We start from the raw sequence: 15,657 nt of genomic DNA, 5'->3' as shown, positions 1-15,657 counted from the left end.
GGTCAGGTCCTCTGCGGCAGGGTGGAAGCGTGATCGCCTTCGCGGTGGTGGATGGTGCCGACGACGCGGAGCGCCGCGACGGCGGCCGTCTTCCCGCCTCGATCGCCGACGCCGCGCGTCGTGCCCTCGAGGTACAGGTCGGAGAAGAAGCGGGTCTCGATCGGCTCGGCGCGCTTGTCGTAGACGAGCGCGGCTTCGACCTGGCGGACCAGGTCGCCGAGGTCCCCGTCGGGGTCGCCCTCGGTGTCCGCGGTCGTCATCACGCCGACCGTGTAGAAGATCGTGCGCTCCTGCAGACGGGGGGACGCCCGCCCGATGACGCGCACGCGCTCGGATTCGGGGAAGGCGATCAGCGCCGGCCAGGCGCGGTAGTCGCGGGGGTAGACCCGGCTCTTCGCCACGGTCACGACGCCGGGGATCGCCGCGGCGGTGAGCCGGGCGACGAGGACGTCCGCGCCGAGGTTAGCCAGATCCGACACTCACCGGGTCTCCGAGCAACAGCCGAATGAAGGGGCCGCCGTCGGCGCGCGGCTCGCGCACCCGCCAGCGGTATCCCGCGACTGTGATACGGTCCCCTTCCCGTGCATCGGACAATGCCCCGGGCCCGGCGCCGGCGGCGACCATGGCCATGGGCTCCGTTTGCGAGACCTCGCGCCCGAGCACGCCCGCGCGGAAGGTCGGCGCCGAGAAGACGGCGCGCACCGTGAAGGACTGCCCGCCCTGCGGCTCGTAGAGCGCGTCCTCGACGCCGCCCTCGGACGCGACCGCGTCGAGGATGTCGGCGGCGAGCCGGTCGTAGAGAGGGTTGCCGGAGGGGTAGATCACAGCACGCTCCACGCGCGGAAGGCGTCGTCGAGCGCGGCGTCGATCTCGGCGTCGGTCGAGCCAGGCATCGCAACGACGGCGGCTGCGCGAAGGAGTGGATCCGAGCGATAGGCCGCGGACATCGTGTACGCCGTCACCCGGGCGGAGAGCGCCTGGTCAGGCGGCAGCTGGCCGATGACGGCGAGCATCGTCGCCGGCAGGCCCGTACGCTGGGCCCAGGCCTCCGCCTCGGCGGCCGTGATCCAGCCCGCGGCGGCGAGCCCAAGCATGAGCTGGCGAGGCGTCACGGAATCCGGCACCGGCGCCGGCGGCGGCGTGTAAGCTTCCGTCGTCCAGCGCCGGCGCACGACGTCGCCGTCGAGCTCTAGCGACCAGCCGGTCGCGCGCTCGCCCGCGGGGACGGCGTCGTCGACGATCGGGTAGACGCCGACGGCGAGCCGCTCGGCGTCGCTCCAGTGCGTCAGCGCCTCGACTGGATGCAGGACGCCACCCGCGTCGACGAAGGGGCCGTGCTGCAAGGTCTGGACGGACGTGCCTCGAACAATCGCGTACATGGGTCACCTCATGGTGCGGTAGCGCCGACGCCGCTGGTGTTGAAGTCGAGCGCCGCGAACACGCCGGCGCCGTAGGCGATGCCGCGCCAGAAGCCCGTGCCGATCGTGCGCTGTGTCCAGATGATGCCGTCGGGCGAGGTCGCGGCGCTCGATGCGTTCGCGACCGCGACGAAGAGGCCGTTGCCGACCCCGACGCCGAAATACTCGAGCGCCGGCGCCGCGCGCAGCGTCCACGTGACCCCGTCCGGCGAGGTCATGACCCGGTTTGCGCCGTCCCTCGACACGGCGACGAACAGCCCGGCGCCGAACGCGATGGACCACCACTGCGAGAATTGCGGAAGGATGCGCAGCGTCCACGTCGTTCCGTTAGTCGATGTAACGACGCGGTTGTCGCCGGGCGTCTGCGTGTCTACGCCCGAGCTGACCCCGACGAAGATGCCGTTGCCGAAGCACACCGAGCGCAGGTTCAGCGGGGCTCCGCCTCCTGCCGTGATCGAGCGGACCGTCCACGTGATGCCGTCAAACGAGGTCATCGCCTTCGACGAATCCACGTCGGTGTCCGCCGAGGACATAGCGACGAAGAGACCGTTGCCGAAGGTCACCGAATCCCACCGTCGAGCCTCTGCCGCCGTACGCCCGGTCCAGACAATGCCGTCTGGGGACGTCGCAACGCGCTGGGTCCCCGAGCGTGCAACGGCGACGAAGAGACCGTTTCCGTAGGTGACCGCCGTCCACTGGTTCGTGGCCGGCATGGTGCGCATCGTCCAGGTCACGCCGTCCGGGGACGTAGCCACGCGGCCGTCGAAGGATACGGCGACGAACACGCCGGCGCCGTACGCGATCGAGATCCACTGGTGCGCCGCGATCGCTCGCGTCGTCCATGGAAAGCCGCGCGCGCGCCGCGGCCTGGCTGCGAGCGGAGGCATCATCACGTGTACGTCCCCGCCGACCAGATCGCGATCTGCCCGGGCGCGACGACGAAATACGCGAGCACCGTCGTCGACGAGGCCGTCGTCGGGATGGACGGCACGCCGTCGAGCGGCCGCCAGGCCGTGTCGAACGACAGCGTCCGCCCGCCGGTTGCATCCTGCTTGATCAGGAGCAGACCGGACTGGCCCGCGCGTTGGCTGCCCGGGTTCGCGAGGACGGTGTTGCCGCCGAGCGTGACGCTGAAATTCCGCCCGCTCGCGAGGTCGATGACGAGCGGCGTCCCCCAGCTGATGGCGAGCGCCGCGGCGGCGGCGTAGAGACCGTCCGCATCCACCAGCGTCCCCGCCGTGCCGGTCCGGATCTCAGCCGCCGTCGCGGGGACGATCGCGTCGCCGAGCGACGCGATCGCGTCGACGTTTGCGGCGGCTTGGTTCTCGACCGTCGTGACGCGATTTCGCAGCTCGGTGTCGTCGTATGCGGCGCCACCCCCGCCGGATCCCTGCGGCCTCGGAAGTCCGAATCCGTCCATGCTCAGGCCCCCCGGAAGATGCGGACGTCGACCGAGCCGCTGCGGGCCCGGACGGCGATGCGTTCGCCGGTCTTGATCGCGACCGCCCACGCGCCGCCGTCGTGGGGCTTGGCGGCCGCCGCGGTGGCGTCGGCGGGGTCGGTGACCGGCGCGACGTCGGTGCCCGCGTTGACCCACGCGGGCCCGCTCGTCCACACGACGTAGATGCCCTCATCGAGCGGCGCCGTCACGAGCGGGACCGCGTCGGTCGCGGCATTCGCCACGATCGACGGATTGGACAGCCACACGGCCGGCAGAGGCGCCGGCGTCCCGAGGCGGGAATCGCTGATAGGCGGGTAGAAGCCGGACACGGGTAGGCCCCCTTATCTGCGGGCCGAGCGGCCCCGGCGGTGCTGCGGCCGGGCCTCGGCCGGTGGATCGCCGACGGGCACGGTCGCCGCCGGCTGGTCGATCTCGAGGATCTGGACGAAGCCCGCGCGCTCCAGGCGCCGCGCCTCGTCGAGGTCCTCGATCAGGATCTCGGAGCCGGCGGGGTGGATCACCCCGCCGGCCTTCACGGCCTTCGTGTTGCGCACGAGGGCCGTCATGATCAGCCGAAGACCTTCATCGAGAAGGTGGCGTTCGAGCGCACCGGCACCGGGAGCGGAGCCGACTGCGCCGAGAGCACCCGACGGCCCGGGTTGCGCTCGAGCCAGGAGTTCATGAAGAGCTCGCTTGCGACGTTGCCGCTCTCGACGGCCTCCTGGTCGAGGATGGCGCCGAAGAGGCGCGTGCCCTCCACGTTCGGGCCGATGCCGAGCACGGTGCCCGGCGCGAGCAGGGGCTCACCCTCGGTGACCGTGAAGGTCCCGTCCGCGTTCACGGTGATGGTGTCGCGGAACTCCTGGTAGACCCAGAAGCGGAACTGGCCGAGCTGGCCGACCATGACCGCGCCGTTGACGTAGGACTGCGGCCCGACGTCGGCGGAGTTGCCGCCCACGGCCCGGCGCAGATCGAGGAGCGCCTTCACCTGCTCGTCCTGGCGCAGGATCTTCCAGGTCTCCGGATCCACCACGATGTCCGTGATGAGCGCGGCCTCGATCTTGTGCACGAGCGAGGCCATGGCCTCGATCTCCTCGAGCGGCTTCGCCGTCGAGGCGGGGTCGTTCCAGCGATCCGTGCCGGAGTACACGACCATGAGGTCGGGGTGCCGGTCGAAATCGATCGTGATCGGGTTCGCGATACCGTCACCGGCGACCACGATCGAGCCGTTTACGAGCGCGTCGGCGGCCATGACCTCCTGGCGGCGGACCAGCGGGTCGGCCGTGTCGACGATCGCCTGCGCGAGCACCGCCTGAGCGCGCTGCTGCACCGGCATGTCGCCGCCGATGCGCTCGCCCGCCATGCGGACGACCGCGGCGCGCGGATTCAGGTCGGTGATCAGGGCGATGCGCGGCGGCGTGAAGGTGCGCGTGCGGTAGCCGTCGAGGCGGATGTTCTTCGCCGGTGCGCCCTGGGCGACGAACGGCGCGACCTTCCGGTTCCCCTTCTTGATGTCGAAGGAGATGTTCTCCTCCTCGCGGCGGACGACGTACGGGAACGCCGTGTCCAGGAGGAAGGTCTTCGGGCGCTTGAGGCTCTCGACCGCCCGCATGATCGCGTGGGTGCTGTAGATGCTCATCTGTCGTCCTCGTCTCGTTCAGCAGACGGTCGGTGGATGGGATCGTCGGGGCCTCACCAGGCCCCGACGGAGACGTTGATGCCCTTGTCGCGCAGCGGCTCCTTGACGGTCGCGAGCGAGTGCCCGGCGCCGTAGACGAGGAAGCTCGCGAGCAGGTGCGCCCGGGCGTAGACGATGCCCTGGGCGTCCGCGGCCGACGCGTTCACGGGCTCGGCGAGCACGTAGACGGGGACCTCGGAGCCATCGTTCGCGGCCGCGAGCGACAGGACGTATTCGCCCGTCGCCGTCACCTTGCCGAGCACGGAGCCGGCGGCGAGGTTCTGGCCGGACGAGATCGTCACGAAGTCGCGGATGACGTCGGACGTGTCCGCGAAGCGGTGATCGTGGGGCTGGAAATCCTGCGCCGAGCCCTGGGGGGTGTAGGTGCCGACCATGGGGATGACCCTCTATCGAGCGGTGGGGAGGGGAACCGGGCTCACGCCCGGTTCATGGCCTTGAGGGCCGCGATGATCCCGTCGCCCTCGGACGCGGCGGGCTTGCCGCCGCCGCCGACGCGGGGGTTCTTCGCGGTGTTGTCCATGGCCTGGCGGAAGGCCTCGGCCTTGCGGGAGGCCTTCGGAGCCGGGGACGCGGCGAGCGTGCGCAGCGCCACCTTCGAGGACATGCGGGTCTCGAAGGCGAACGTCGCGGCGAGGCCCTCGCGGCCCTGCGCCTGCGGCGAGAACAGGATCTTCGCGATGCGCTTGCGCTCGCGGATCGCGCCGCGGCGGGCGGCCTTCTTCGAGGCGGGGGTGGTCTCCTCCTCGGCGATCTCGTCCTCGTCCTCGGCCTCCTCGTCCTCCGCGGCGGGCTCGTCGCCCTCGGCGTAGTCCTCGTCCTCGGCCGTCTCGTCCTCGTTCGCCTCGGGCTCGTCGCCCTCCGCGGTCTCGTCCTCGGCGGTCTCGGGCTCCTCGGCCCGCTTGGCCTTCTTGCCCTTCTTCGACGCGGGCTCGTCGACCGGGGCGTCCTCCGCCTCGTTCTCGTCCATCGCGTCCTCGCGCTCCTCCGCGGCCTTGGCGGCGGCGGCGATCCGGCGAGCCTTGAGCAGACCCTTCAGCATCGGTCGATCCTTCCTTCGTCCCGTCGCGAAACCTTGCTCGCCGGGCGCGAGTCCATCATGCCCGGCGACCGTTCACCGCCGCCGTGCATCGGACAATGCCCCGGTCGGAGCGACCGCCTGCACGCCGTCGCCGGCGCCCATCGCCTCGAGCACCTCGTCGAACGTGCCGACGGCATCCGCCAGGCCGCGGGCGACCGCCTGCGCGCCGACGAACACGCCGCCGCGCCCGGTGCGCTCGGCGACCGCGTCCAGCGTCTCGAGGTCCGTCCACCCCCGGTAATCCTTGACGTCGGCCAGGAAGACCGCGGCGGTCGCGTCGATGCTGCGCAGGATCTCGGCGCGCCCGTCGTCGGTCGCGACGTCGGGCCGCTTGTTCGGCGTGGCGCTGGAGACGAGCTCGTAGGTGTCGATGCCGGCCGCCTTCTCCATGCGCCGGTAGTCGACGATCGTGCCGACCACGCCGACGGAGCCGACCGTGCTCGTCTTGGAGACGACCAGGCTGTCGGCCGACACGCCGATCCACAGCGCCGCCGAGCAGACGTCCCCGCCCGCGTAGGCGACGACCTCCTTCACGGCCGAGGCCTTGCGGATCATCTGGGCGAGCTCGGCGCAGCCGGTGACCATGCCGCCCGGGCTGTCGATGTAGAGCAGGATCTTCTTGACGGAGGCCTCGGCGAGCGCCTCGTCGAGGTAGGTCGCGATCCGCTCGTAGGAGGCGATCCCGCAGACGTCGTCGAACCACGACGCGTAGCGCATGAGCGGGCCGATGACCTGGATGACGCGGACGGATCCGACGTCGTACCAGTGCATCGCGTCGCCCATCTCGCGCTCGCCCTTGGCCGCCAGCGCGTCGAGCACGACGGCGTCGCGGGAGGCGAGCCCGAGGAGCTCCTGGTAGGCGGCCGGGGTGATCGCCCAAGGGGTCGCCGTGAGCGCGCCGAGAACGCGCGCGAGCTCGCGCTTAGCCATCGGTCCGGGTCCTCTCGTCGTCGTTGGAGTTGAGCTTCGCGGCCGCGCCGGGGAGCTGGATGTCGCCGGGATACGGGATGCCCAGCTCCTCGCAGAGCTCGCGCTCGGCGGCCTGCTCCTCGAGCACTTCCTGCCAGTCCAGGCCGAGCCTGGCGCACTCGCGCTCGAGCGTGGACGTGCCCGTAGCGATCCGCAGCTGGATGGCCTTGGCGTCCTTCTCCGGATCGATGTGCGCCTCGCCGTCGCCGATCCACGTGCCGGCGGTCCAGGCCTGGTAGTGCGCCTCGCTCTCGTAGAGGTCGTCCGCGGTGCAGTCCGGGATCTCGCCCAGGTGGACCGCCTCCTCGAACCACAGCTCGTAGACCGGGTCCCAGAACCCGTTCGCCATGTGGTCGCGGCGCGCGTGGACCGTCTTCCAGAAGTCGGCGAAGATCGTCTTCGCGTTGGAGTAGTTCAGCCCCGCGAAATCCTTCATCCCGATCTCGTAGGGCACGCCGATCGTCGCGAAGATCTCGCGCGTCAGGGCCTTCATGAAATCGATCAGGGCCGTGTTGGGCCGGTTCGGCGAGAAGCCCGAGGCCTCCTCGCCGGGCGCGAGCTGGATCGCCGCGCCGGAGGCGAGCTTGGGCTGTTGCGTCGCCCGGAACTGCAGGTACGCCTCGGGCGAATCGAACATGTTCGCCACCATCTCGGGCGGCAGGTTCGACTTGATGATGACGCTGATGAGCGAGTTCGCGTAGGCCGCTTGGACCTCCGAGAGCTTCGTCTTCATCAGCATGCGCAGCTCGGGCACCGCCGTCGCGAGGACGGACAGGCCGCGGTTCGCGCCGATGCGGTCGCGGTCCCACAGGCGGATGACGCGCCGGCGGCCCCACGGCGTGAAGGCCGGCACGTACTCCCACTCGAGCAGGGACGAGGTCGCGCCCGTGAGCCCGACGGCGACGTCGCCGGGGTGGATCTTCTGGACGTAGACGCCCAGCATCTCGCCCGTCTCGGGGTCGATGTGGACGCCGCCGCGCAAGTCCTCCCGGTCGGGCTGACCCATCGGGTTCGAGATCCGGTCGGACTCGACCAGCATGACGCTCGAGCCGTACTGCGTCTGGCCCGAATCCGGCTGGTACATGGGCAGGGCCCAGGCGTCGCCGCTCTCGAGGTAGGACGTCATGATCAGCCGCGAGAGTCCGCCGAGATGGTGCTCGCGGGTGGCGTCGACGTCGCGGCTGCGGGCGTAGGCGGCGAACTTCCGCTTGACCGCCCGCGACCACTTGTTGGCCCACTTCCGATCCTTGCCGAGGACCTCCCAATCCGGCTTGGGGATGAAGCGGGGGATCGTGCCGATCGTGTAGTCGACGAGCGCGTTGATGCCGCCCCGGGCCGAGGTGGCGTTGCGCCGCAGGTCGCGGCCGCGCGCGCGGATGTCGTCGAGCTCGTAGAGCGAATCCGCGTCGGCCGAGCCGCGCGATGGATCCCAGTCCCTCAGCTCGCGGTCGAACGAGGCCGCGTTCCATGCCGTGTCGCCGTAGGCGGCGAGCTGCAGGCGCCGGCCGTCCGACATGATCGGGTGCCCGGACGCGTCGAGGAGCAGGTGCTTCTTCTCCATGCCGGCCTCACGCGAAGTGGATCGGGCGGCCCGGACGCGGGCGGCCCTCGAGGACGGCGAGCTCGTAGTCGACCCGGCGGATCTCCTGCTGGAGCGCGGGCAGGTCGGCGCGCGCGTAGACGACGGTGGTGTTGCCGCCCAGCGCGTAGGCGACTTGCGCCTTGGCGCGTCCGAGCATGAGCTCGCGCCGGGCGGTCTCGAGCGACGTCCGGTACGCCTTCAGATCGGCGATCTGCTCCTGGACGGTCATGAGGGGTCCCCGGGATGATGCATCCCGGCGACCGTTCCCGCGACCGGTGCATCGGACAATGCCCCGGCTCAGTCGTCGTGCTCGATCGTCCTCGTCCGCATGAGCGCCGGATCAACCTTCCTGCGTCCCACGACACCGACGGCGTCCGCCTGGTCTCGGGCATGTCCCCACCCCCTGCGCAGGCCTGGGATTGCGGGCTCTGGCGGAGGCGTCGGCGGCCTGGGCTCGAGCGGTTTTTCTTCGCGCTTCTCGATCGCGGGCTCGTCGGGTACGGCGTTTACAGATCTGTTAACGGTCGGCATGGCCGGGACGTCCTCAGGGAGAACCAGGCTCGGGACGAGCGTGCGGATCGTCGGCGTCTGATCACGACCATCGCGATGCCAGGCTGACGCCAACCGTGCCAGCTCGTGCTCAAGGGACCGAGCGGCGTCCGCCATGCGCTCGTCCTCGCGGTCGAACTCACGATCCGTCCACCGGCCCCAGCCTTCGATCTCGGCCGCGATCCTAGCGTAGTTCGCCGTGTCGAGACCCTCGGCGCGGTGGTTGGCCTTGCGCACGAACTTGGGCGCCCGCACGCCATCCCCGACGTCGAGCTGCTCGGACACGATCTCCTTGACCAGGTCGGGTTCGACGTCGTCCGGCAGGTGGACCCATCCGGGCGGATAGTCCTCGCCCGGCGTGTGCCGGACGCCGAGCTGCGCGTAGAGCTCCAGCTTCGCCTGCGACACGCCCGCGCGAACGTAGGAGAACGTGGTGTCCCGTCCCCACGACCCGTCCTGCAGCTGGACGCGCCGGTGGCGCCAGTCGACGAGCGCGGCGTCGAAGGCCTTCGCGCCGAGGACGCCGCAGACCTTGGTTTTGTCCTGCAGCTCGATCCAGGGATCGACCCGGTCCGGCCACTTGTTGCGGTCGACGAGCAGGCGCCGGATCGGCAGGACCGCGCCGGACGGGTGCCGGTAGACGCGATGCCGCGCCTCGGTCAGCTGCTCCCAGGCCTCGGGCTCGTTCGTCGGGAGGGGGATCACGACGTAGTCGACGAGCCACCGCTGCCGGCGCCGGCCGAATCCCCACACCGCCATCTTGATGTGGTCGACGCCGACGTCGACGCCGGCGGTCAGGAAGGCGACGCCCGCCGGGACCTCGCGCAGGCGGTACGAGCGAGAGCGCCGCTTGTACACGACGTCCCAGTCCGGCGCCTCGCCGGGCGCGACCCACGGCAAGCCGAAGATGGTGTTGATGATCGTCTTCTCGGCCGAGGGCTTGCCCTGCGCCTTCTCCCACCGCTCGACGATCCGCGTCCACGACAGCATGCCGATGGGCGAGTAGAACGAGGGCAGGTAATAGGACCGCGTGTAGGCGTTGGCGTTGTGCGCGTCGAGCCGCGAGCGGTCGCCCTCCTTCAGGGCCGCCATGAAGTCGGGATCCTCGGCGAGGACCTTCGGCACCCAGACGCCCTCGGCCATCATGCGGGTCTTGTGCCGGGCCTCCTCGATCTCGCCCGAGCAGCACCGACAGCGATAGCGGACCGAGGCCGGCTTGCCGGGCTCCCAGGCAAAGCCCTCCCAGCGCCACGACATGAAGTCCCCGCAATGGGGGCAGGGCATGAAATACTCGCGCTGGTCGCCGTCGAGGTAGTGCCTCTTGATCTGGGACGTCTGGTCGATCGCCGGCGTCGAGATCAGGAGCTCCTTGACCTGGTCGCCGAAGGTGAAGGTACGCGCCGAGGTCACCTCGACGACGTCGCCCTCGCCCTCGACGTCCTGCGGGTAGGCCTCGACCTCGTCGTAGATCACCCGCGGCGTCGCCGTCGAGCGCAGGTTCGTCGCGCTCTTGGCCGTGGCGAAGTAGAGGGCGCCGCCGACGAAGTGCTTCTCGAACTGGCTGTTCTTGCCGTCCCGCTCGCGGCTCTTCTTGACCTTGCGCCCGAGCCCCTTCGGGTCGTCGTCGATCATGGACTGGACGCGCGCCGAGGTCCTCTTCGTGACGGTCAGCGTCGGGCTGATGAACAGGACAGGCGCCGGGTCCTGGTCGATGCTGTAGCCGACGAAGTTCAGGCCGGTCTCGGTACCGCCGACCTGCGCGCCCTTCATCAGCGTCGTCCGCCGGACGTGGGAGCGAGCGGACAGGTTATCCATGGGCTCGCGCAGGAACGGCGTCGTCGACGTCCGCCACTTGCCCCGGAGCTTCGAGTGCTTCTTGTTCAGCTGCCGCTTGCGGTCGGCCCAGCCGGACACGGTCAGGTCCGGGCGAGGCTGGAGGCCGCGGAGCATCCATGCGTGCGCATCCGCGGCGCCGGGGTACGACATGACCTCACTCGGCAGCGTCAGCGGCATCGTCGTCCTCCTTCTTCCCGCCCAGCTCCTCCAGGTGCTCGCGGACGTACCGGTCGAGGATCTGCCCGACGTGGAACGAGTCGAGCCGGCCGGCCCTCGCCAGCTCCTGCAGGTCGACGGCCATGAGCGGACCGACGCGCCCGGGCCAATCCTGCCAAGCGTCGCCGACGGCCTTCATCGCGGCGAAGAAGTGCGCGTAGGCGCCGGCCTTGTCGACGAGCTTTCCCTCCTTCTCGTCGTTCGCGAGGCGGATGCGCCGGATCTTCTCGCGCCGCTCTTCGGCCGCCAGGTCGACCTGCGTCTGCGCCGTCGTCGTTCGCGCGGGCTCGGCGACCGCGCGCCTGGTGGCCACGTGCGCGTCGAGCGCGGACCGTGCGTCCGCGGGCCGGTCCGCGCCCACGTCCGCACCCTCGAGCCGGGCGCGGACCGCCTCCTCGCCGCGCTCGCGCTCGACGCCGCGGCGCATGTCCGGGTTCGTGTTGCGCTCCCACAGCTCGTCGGCGACGGCGGGATCAATCGTGCCATCATCTAAGAACGCGGCCGCAATCCTCCCGCTGTCGCGAGCCTTGCGCACGGCCTTGTCGCTGACGCCGCGACGCTTCGCGTAGGCGCGGATGCTCAGGCCCATCGCATCACCGCGCGACGGCGACGGCGCCGTCCTTGCGAATCTGCGGACCCAATTTTCTGCCAGACTGAGAAAAAAGACCGGAGTCGCGCAACCTCCGGTACACCCCCCTACCCGGGGAAGGACCCGCTAGGGGTCTGATATCATTGCGGTTATCGAACCGCACCGTCATCGCTACCATGTCCGTCCCCTCCCGCACTCGCCCTCCGGTAGGCTGGCCCGAGGTGTCGGGGGAGACGGGGGGGAGGGCCTCGGACCAGCCGTCGCGGGAGCGACCTCGCTTGCGTCTACGCAAACCAGCAGCAAGCCAGGCGAAGCTGGAGCGGGCCCATGCATCGGACAATGCCCCGCCCAGAACGGGGATCGGCGCCTCACCGGTTGGGAGCCGGGGGCGCCGATCAAATCGTCTCACGGGCAGTGGGACATCCGGAAGATAGCCCACCCTCACGCATGCCGCAAGCGCATCGATGCAAGGAAGCCGGGGCGTGATCGATCCGTCCCGATCCCCCCCGACGCCCCCGTTACATGGACACGATCGCTCACGCATCCGACGCGACGGCCCCACACCCCCGGCATCCAGGATCGCTCAGGATCGTCCTGGATCGTCGCTGGATGGGGTCGAGAGGCTTCGGGCATAGCCGACACGACCGCCCCTGTTCGAGTGGCCTCCACGAGCCTTCAGGACGATCACGTGTCGATCCGCGCCAGGCCGCCGTCCCCGAGTCGGCCCAGCGCGCCAAGGGAGGGCTCTCGCGGGTCGACGCTCGGCATGCCCTCCCAGGCACGCTCCGAGAGCCTGCGGGTGACCTCGGGCAGCGCAGACTGGATCGGATAGCCCTGTGCCACGAGCACGGCCGTGGCGCGGATCAGGACGGCGCGCAGGCGCATCTCGCCCTGCAGCACGTCGGGCGGGTAGGCGGGGTCGAGGTCGAGCGCGGCCAGCTCCGCGGAGACGGCGAGCGCGATGGCGCGGTAGACCTGCTCGGGCATCGGGCGGGACTCCGCCCTGTACCTCGCCTTGCGCCGGCGCTGACGCTCGGCGTCCCGGCGCCGGCGCTCCGCGGCCTTGGTCCGTGCATCGGTCATGCTTGCGCCTCCGTGATTAGTCACGCGGATCGTTGCCCTTGGAGAGGCGAGGCACAAGCGGCGCGGCGTACATCGAGGTCTCCGGCCGTACATCGATCGTCATCGGATCCAGCCCGGATCGAATCCCCGCGGAGGCCCCGCGGAGCGAAGCGACGCGGTAACGTGTCAATCCCAAATCCCCAGCGCAGGTCTTCGATCCGCGTGCCCGCTTACGCAGACCAGCCTCCTGCATCCGGATCCAGGCCTCTGGCCGGCGACCCCAGTCCTGTCTCCGAGGACCATCTCTCGTCTCCGCAGACCGCCACCAGGTCGTCGACCCGCAGGCCTGTCTCCGGAGCCCAACCTGCCTCCGGATCCGGTCTCCCGCCTCGCGCGCGCGGAAGATAGCCTACATAGGGGGATTATATATATACGTAGTACCGGGAAGTTGCGTCGTCGAAAACGCCTCGTTTCGCCCCGAGGCCTTCGGCTCAAACCCTTGCTGCGCAACGATTCGAGCGGGGTTGACCCTAGCCGATCCGCGTGTCAATCTTGTGCATATGGGTTAAACCTTCGGGGGATGGTGATGGCTTACCGGAAATCCGTTTCACGCGACATGTGGGAGTTGAGCCGGATGCGCGCGTCCGACAACTTCCGCCTGCACCTTCCGCTCGACCTGGCACGTACCGCGTGGGTCGTCGGGCCGACGACGGCGGGGGGCACGGAGCTGCTCTCGCCGCTCGCCGTGCGGTGCACATGGGCCATCCTGGCGCTGCTCCGCGGCGCCGACGGCGAGGTCCCGTACGACGACCTGGCGGCCGTCCTCAGGGTCACGACGAAGAGCGCCCGACGCGCTGCGATCGAGTGCGCCGGGGCCCACCTCTCGGCTCCCGGGACGGATCTCGATCGCGCAAAGGTCTTCACGCTTCTGGTGCCGTTGTCGGGCTACCAGGCGACCGTGCGCGGTGGTGTCAAGGTCGAGGTCTCCTACCGCGCGTCCCGCGCGTTCGGCGGTGGGGTCCTGCCGATCCGGCCGGCCGACTACGCTCGCGTGACGACGCAGCCTGGCGTCCAGCTCTACGTCCGCGGCATGGCGCTGACGCACGGCGGCGAGGCGGCGAAGATCGTGGTCGACGAGGCCAACGTGGTCGGCGTCTTCGGCCCGCTCGTCGGGACGGCGCGCCACCTCGCGCGGGTCGCGAGCGACGTGGTCGTCCGCGGGGTCAGGGACATCGCCGGCGCGGAGGACCTGCTGGCCCGCCATACGCGGCTCAAGGCGAGATCGGGCGCGACGAAGGTCTCGCTGAGGCTCGAGCGCACCGAGCCCGTGGACGAGACGCCGCAGCTCGAGCTCGACGTCCGCCCGATCGAAGGCGGGCTCGCGGGGATCCCGAAGCCTTACATCGTCGCCCGTTAACGATTTGGTAATTCTTGTCGTGTAGGATCATCGACCTCGCAGCGGCCGTCGCCGCGCAACACGGAGACACCGATCATGGCTCGCTACAGCCCCACCGCCGGCGCCGAGACCGCCGCCACCGTCCTTGGCGCGCTCGCCCTGACGAGCTTGTGCCCGCGCCCGGGCACGATCCGCTACGTCGAGACGCCCGTCGACCCCGGCCTCGCCCCGGCAGCGAAAAAGGCCGCGGATGCACTCCGCGGCCTTAGGTCGGAAAACGATCGTCTGCGTCGGGAGAACGAGGTCCTGCGGGCGGAGCTCGAGGACCTGCTCCTGCGCGTCAGCCGGCTCTGAGCGCCGGCCCCTCGTCGTCGAGATCCGTGCTCCGCTCGCGCTCGCGCTCGGCGATCCGCATGTCGATCAGAGCCCGCGCCCGGTCGACGACGTGCGCGCGGGTGCAGGGGAGCACCCCCGGGATGAGCCGCCGACCCGACATGTGGTTGGCGAGGTCGTACGTCTTCGTGCGATACAAGATCGCCTCGCGCTCCTCCGGCGTCAGCTGCGCGACCCACATGCGCTCGTGCGACTCGAGGCCCACCAGATCGGCCTCGCGCAGGTCATCGCCGCGATGCAGAGCCGTGCACGCGGCGATGACGCTCGCGCCGCGCTGGCGCAGGATCGACGCCGAGCGGTCGAGATCCTCGAGGGTGCGCTCGGCGGGCGCGGGCGCCGCCTCGGCGACGGCGTTTTCCAGCTCGCGGGTCGCCTCCTCTCCAGCCGGGCGCGGCGGCATCGGATCTCCCCGCAGCGCGCACGCAGCGCACTCCAGAACCCATGCGGCGATCAGGACCGCCCGGCGGGCGATTTCAGCAATTGCTCTCAGCATGTGTGCCTCCTCTGCGCGCCGGTGACGTCCGGCGCGTAGGCGAAGGATCGGCGCGCCCGAAGCATCCCACAAGCCCGTCGAGCAAGAATTCGCGCGGGCCGGTATTTTTCAATAATCGAAAAATAAACCGCGGTGTTGACAACGGCTACGGAGATCCTTCGAAATTCGAACGAATCCCGGGACGGCAATCCTTCGAAATTCGAACGGTCCTGACGAGACCTTGGAGAAAACCTTTCGAGCCTGTTGACAAAACCTTGAACCGGGCAGATTCTCCTATGTGCGCGAACCGGAAGACCGGACGCGCCTACTCGGGGGAGTCAGACACATGCAGAAGCCGTTGTTGCCGCGCCCGCTGGCGCTGGCCCCGTTGAAGCCCGCCGCGGCGCCCGTCGCGCCGGCGAAACCCATCCCGGATCCGAAGCCCGCCGCGGCGGGCGGCCTGCGCCGCCTGGCCGCCGCGCAGCGCGTGCTCGTCGTCCCGCTCGACGAGGTCGAGGGCGAGCAGCCCGTCGCCACGAAGGCGGAGATCGACGAGGCCGCCCGCGCCGCGCTGCGCGCCGTGTGCGAGCGCCACCCGCTCGTCGCCGGCATCGTGAAGGCGTTCCCGGGCGTGTCCGTCGTCACGGTCACCGAGGTCCGTGAGCAGGACCTCCCGGAGGGCGAGGAGGGCGCGGCGTGAGAACGCTGACCGGCCGCATCTCGCCGAACGCCGCGCCGCTCTTGCTGGACGCGCTCGAGCTCAACGCGCGGGCGAACGCGGCGATCGCCGAGGCCGGATCCGCCCGCGCCTGGGCGCACCTCCACGGGCTCGACCCGGTCGCCGTCTCGCAGATCCGCAACGCGCATCGCGAGCCCACCGAAGCCTATTTGCGCGCGCTCGGCGTGCGCAAGATCGTCCGCTACCTCCCGCTCACCGACGACTGACGGAGACACCGC

The 15,657-nt window shown here is 70.3% G+C and carries 21 protein-coding genes; 4 read left to right on the top strand and 17 right to left on the bottom strand.

From position 1 onward, the window contains the following. Window positions 1–2 precede the first annotated feature (2 nt). From G407_RS0104410 to G407_RS0104335, 16 genes are all read right to left on the bottom strand, one after another. Complete coding sequence (locus G407_RS0104410; protein ID WP_029029835.1) at window positions 3–479, bottom strand: hypothetical protein; 477 nt, start codon at window positions 477–479, stop codon at window positions 3–5. Beyond that, entirely contained in the window at window positions 463–825 is a 363-nt protein-coding gene (locus G407_RS0104405; RefSeq protein ID WP_029029834.1) for a head-tail joining protein, read from the bottom strand. The genes G407_RS0104410 and G407_RS0104405 overlap by 17 nt, the downstream gene beginning before the upstream one ends. Further along, on the bottom strand, window positions 822–1,379 hold the full coding sequence (locus tag G407_RS0104400; protein ID WP_029029833.1) for a hypothetical protein: 558 nt from the start codon (window positions 1,377–1,379) through the stop codon (window positions 822–824). The genes G407_RS0104405 and G407_RS0104400 overlap by 4 nt, the downstream gene beginning before the upstream one ends. 8 nt (window positions 1,380–1,387) lie before the next feature. Beyond that, window positions 1,388–2,308, bottom strand: coding sequence for a hypothetical protein (locus tag G407_RS25705; protein ID WP_052340950.1), 921 nt, complete (start codon window positions 2,306–2,308; stop codon window positions 1,388–1,390). Beyond that, window positions 2,308–2,838: a hypothetical protein gene (locus G407_RS0104390; protein ID WP_029029832.1), complete on the bottom strand. Its 531-nt coding sequence runs from the start codon at window positions 2,836–2,838 to the stop codon at window positions 2,308–2,310. The genes G407_RS25705 and G407_RS0104390 overlap by 1 nt, the downstream gene beginning before the upstream one ends. Before the next feature lie 2 nt (window positions 2,839–2,840). Then, window positions 2,841–3,188, bottom strand: coding sequence for a hypothetical protein (locus G407_RS0104385; protein WP_029029831.1), 348 nt, complete (start codon window positions 3,186–3,188; stop codon window positions 2,841–2,843). A 12-nt stretch (window positions 3,189–3,200) separates the two neighbouring features. Beyond that, window positions 3,201–3,425: a hypothetical protein gene (locus G407_RS0104380; RefSeq protein ID WP_029029830.1), complete on the bottom strand. Its 225-nt coding sequence runs from the start codon at window positions 3,423–3,425 to the stop codon at window positions 3,201–3,203. Window positions 3,426–3,427: 2 nt separating this feature from the next. Further along, a complete protein-coding gene (locus G407_RS0104375; RefSeq protein ID WP_029029829.1) occupies window positions 3,428–4,498 on the bottom strand; it encodes a major capsid protein in 1,071 nt (356 codons plus the stop codon). A gap of 53 nt (window positions 4,499–4,551) precedes the next feature. Continuing rightward, window positions 4,552–4,932 (bottom strand): head decoration protein, encoded by a 381-nt coding sequence (locus tag G407_RS25700; RefSeq protein ID WP_043538924.1) that lies wholly within the window; start codon window positions 4,930–4,932, stop codon window positions 4,552–4,554. A gap of 41 nt (window positions 4,933–4,973) precedes the next feature. Beyond that, window positions 4,974–5,597 carry a hypothetical protein gene (locus G407_RS30160; protein WP_052340949.1) on the bottom strand — a complete coding sequence of 208 codons (624 nt, stop codon included), beginning with the start codon at window positions 5,595–5,597 and terminating at the stop codon, window positions 4,974–4,976. 72 nt (window positions 5,598–5,669) lie between these two features. Further along, window positions 5,670–6,566 carry a S49 family peptidase gene (locus G407_RS0104360; RefSeq protein WP_029029828.1) on the bottom strand — a complete coding sequence of 299 codons (897 nt, stop codon included), beginning with the start codon at window positions 6,564–6,566 and terminating at the stop codon, window positions 5,670–5,672. After that, complete coding sequence (locus G407_RS25690) at window positions 6,559–8,166, bottom strand: phage portal protein (RefSeq protein ID WP_052340948.1); 1,608 nt, start codon at window positions 8,164–8,166, stop codon at window positions 6,559–6,561. The genes G407_RS0104360 and G407_RS25690 overlap by 8 nt, the downstream gene beginning before the upstream one ends. Window positions 8,167–8,173: 7 nt before the next feature. Continuing rightward, entirely contained in the window at window positions 8,174–8,416 is a 243-nt protein-coding gene (locus G407_RS0104350; protein WP_029029827.1) for a gpW family head-tail joining protein, read from the bottom strand. A gap of 68 nt (window positions 8,417–8,484) precedes the next feature. Beyond that, complete coding sequence (locus tag G407_RS0104345) at window positions 8,485–10,686, bottom strand: terminase gpA endonuclease subunit (protein ID WP_169728759.1); 2,202 nt, start codon at window positions 10,684–10,686, stop codon at window positions 8,485–8,487. Between the two features lie 40 nt (window positions 10,687–10,726). After that, window positions 10,727–11,377 carry a hypothetical protein gene (locus tag G407_RS25685; RefSeq protein ID WP_052340947.1) on the bottom strand — a complete coding sequence of 217 codons (651 nt, stop codon included), beginning with the start codon at window positions 11,375–11,377 and terminating at the stop codon, window positions 10,727–10,729. Between the two features lie 684 nt (window positions 11,378–12,061). Further along, window positions 12,062–12,460 (bottom strand): hypothetical protein, encoded by a 399-nt coding sequence (locus G407_RS0104335; RefSeq protein ID WP_029029825.1) that lies wholly within the window; start codon window positions 12,458–12,460, stop codon window positions 12,062–12,064. A 613-nt stretch (window positions 12,461–13,073) separates the two neighbouring features. Between G407_RS0104335 and G407_RS0104330 the strand changes: the two genes are divergently transcribed. Together G407_RS0104330 and G407_RS0104325 are read left to right on the top strand one after the other, a co-directional pair. Continuing rightward, window positions 13,074–13,856: a hypothetical protein gene (locus tag G407_RS0104330; protein ID WP_029029824.1), complete on the top strand. Its 783-nt coding sequence runs from the start codon at window positions 13,074–13,076 to the stop codon at window positions 13,854–13,856. A 75-nt stretch (window positions 13,857–13,931) separates the two neighbouring features. Further along, entirely contained in the window at window positions 13,932–14,189 is a 258-nt protein-coding gene (locus G407_RS0104325) for a hypothetical protein (protein WP_029029823.1), read from the top strand. Here the strand turns inward: G407_RS0104325 and G407_RS0104320 are convergent. Further along, a complete protein-coding gene (locus G407_RS0104320) occupies window positions 14,176–14,628 on the bottom strand; it encodes a hypothetical protein (RefSeq protein ID WP_029029822.1) in 453 nt (150 codons plus the stop codon). The genes G407_RS0104325 and G407_RS0104320 overlap by 14 nt on opposite strands. Before the next feature lie 418 nt (window positions 14,629–15,046). On the opposite strand from G407_RS0104320, the gene G407_RS0104315 reads away from it, so the two are divergent. Continuing rightward, window positions 15,047–15,400 carry a hypothetical protein gene (locus G407_RS0104315; RefSeq protein ID WP_029029821.1) on the top strand — a complete coding sequence of 118 codons (354 nt, stop codon included), beginning with the start codon at window positions 15,047–15,049 and terminating at the stop codon, window positions 15,398–15,400. Then, entirely contained in the window at window positions 15,397–15,645 is a 249-nt protein-coding gene (locus G407_RS25680) for a hypothetical protein (RefSeq protein ID WP_043538923.1), read from the top strand. The genes G407_RS0104315 and G407_RS25680 overlap by 4 nt, the downstream gene beginning before the upstream one ends. Window positions 15,646–15,657 lie beyond the last annotated feature (12 nt).

This window comes from Salinarimonas rosea DSM 21201 (assembly GCF_000429045.1).
Taxonomy (GTDB): domain Bacteria; phylum Pseudomonadota; class Alphaproteobacteria; order Rhizobiales; family Beijerinckiaceae; genus Salinarimonas; species Salinarimonas rosea.
Note: the sequence above shows the minus strand (reverse complement) of the source record. Positions and strands in the feature narration are given on the sequence as shown.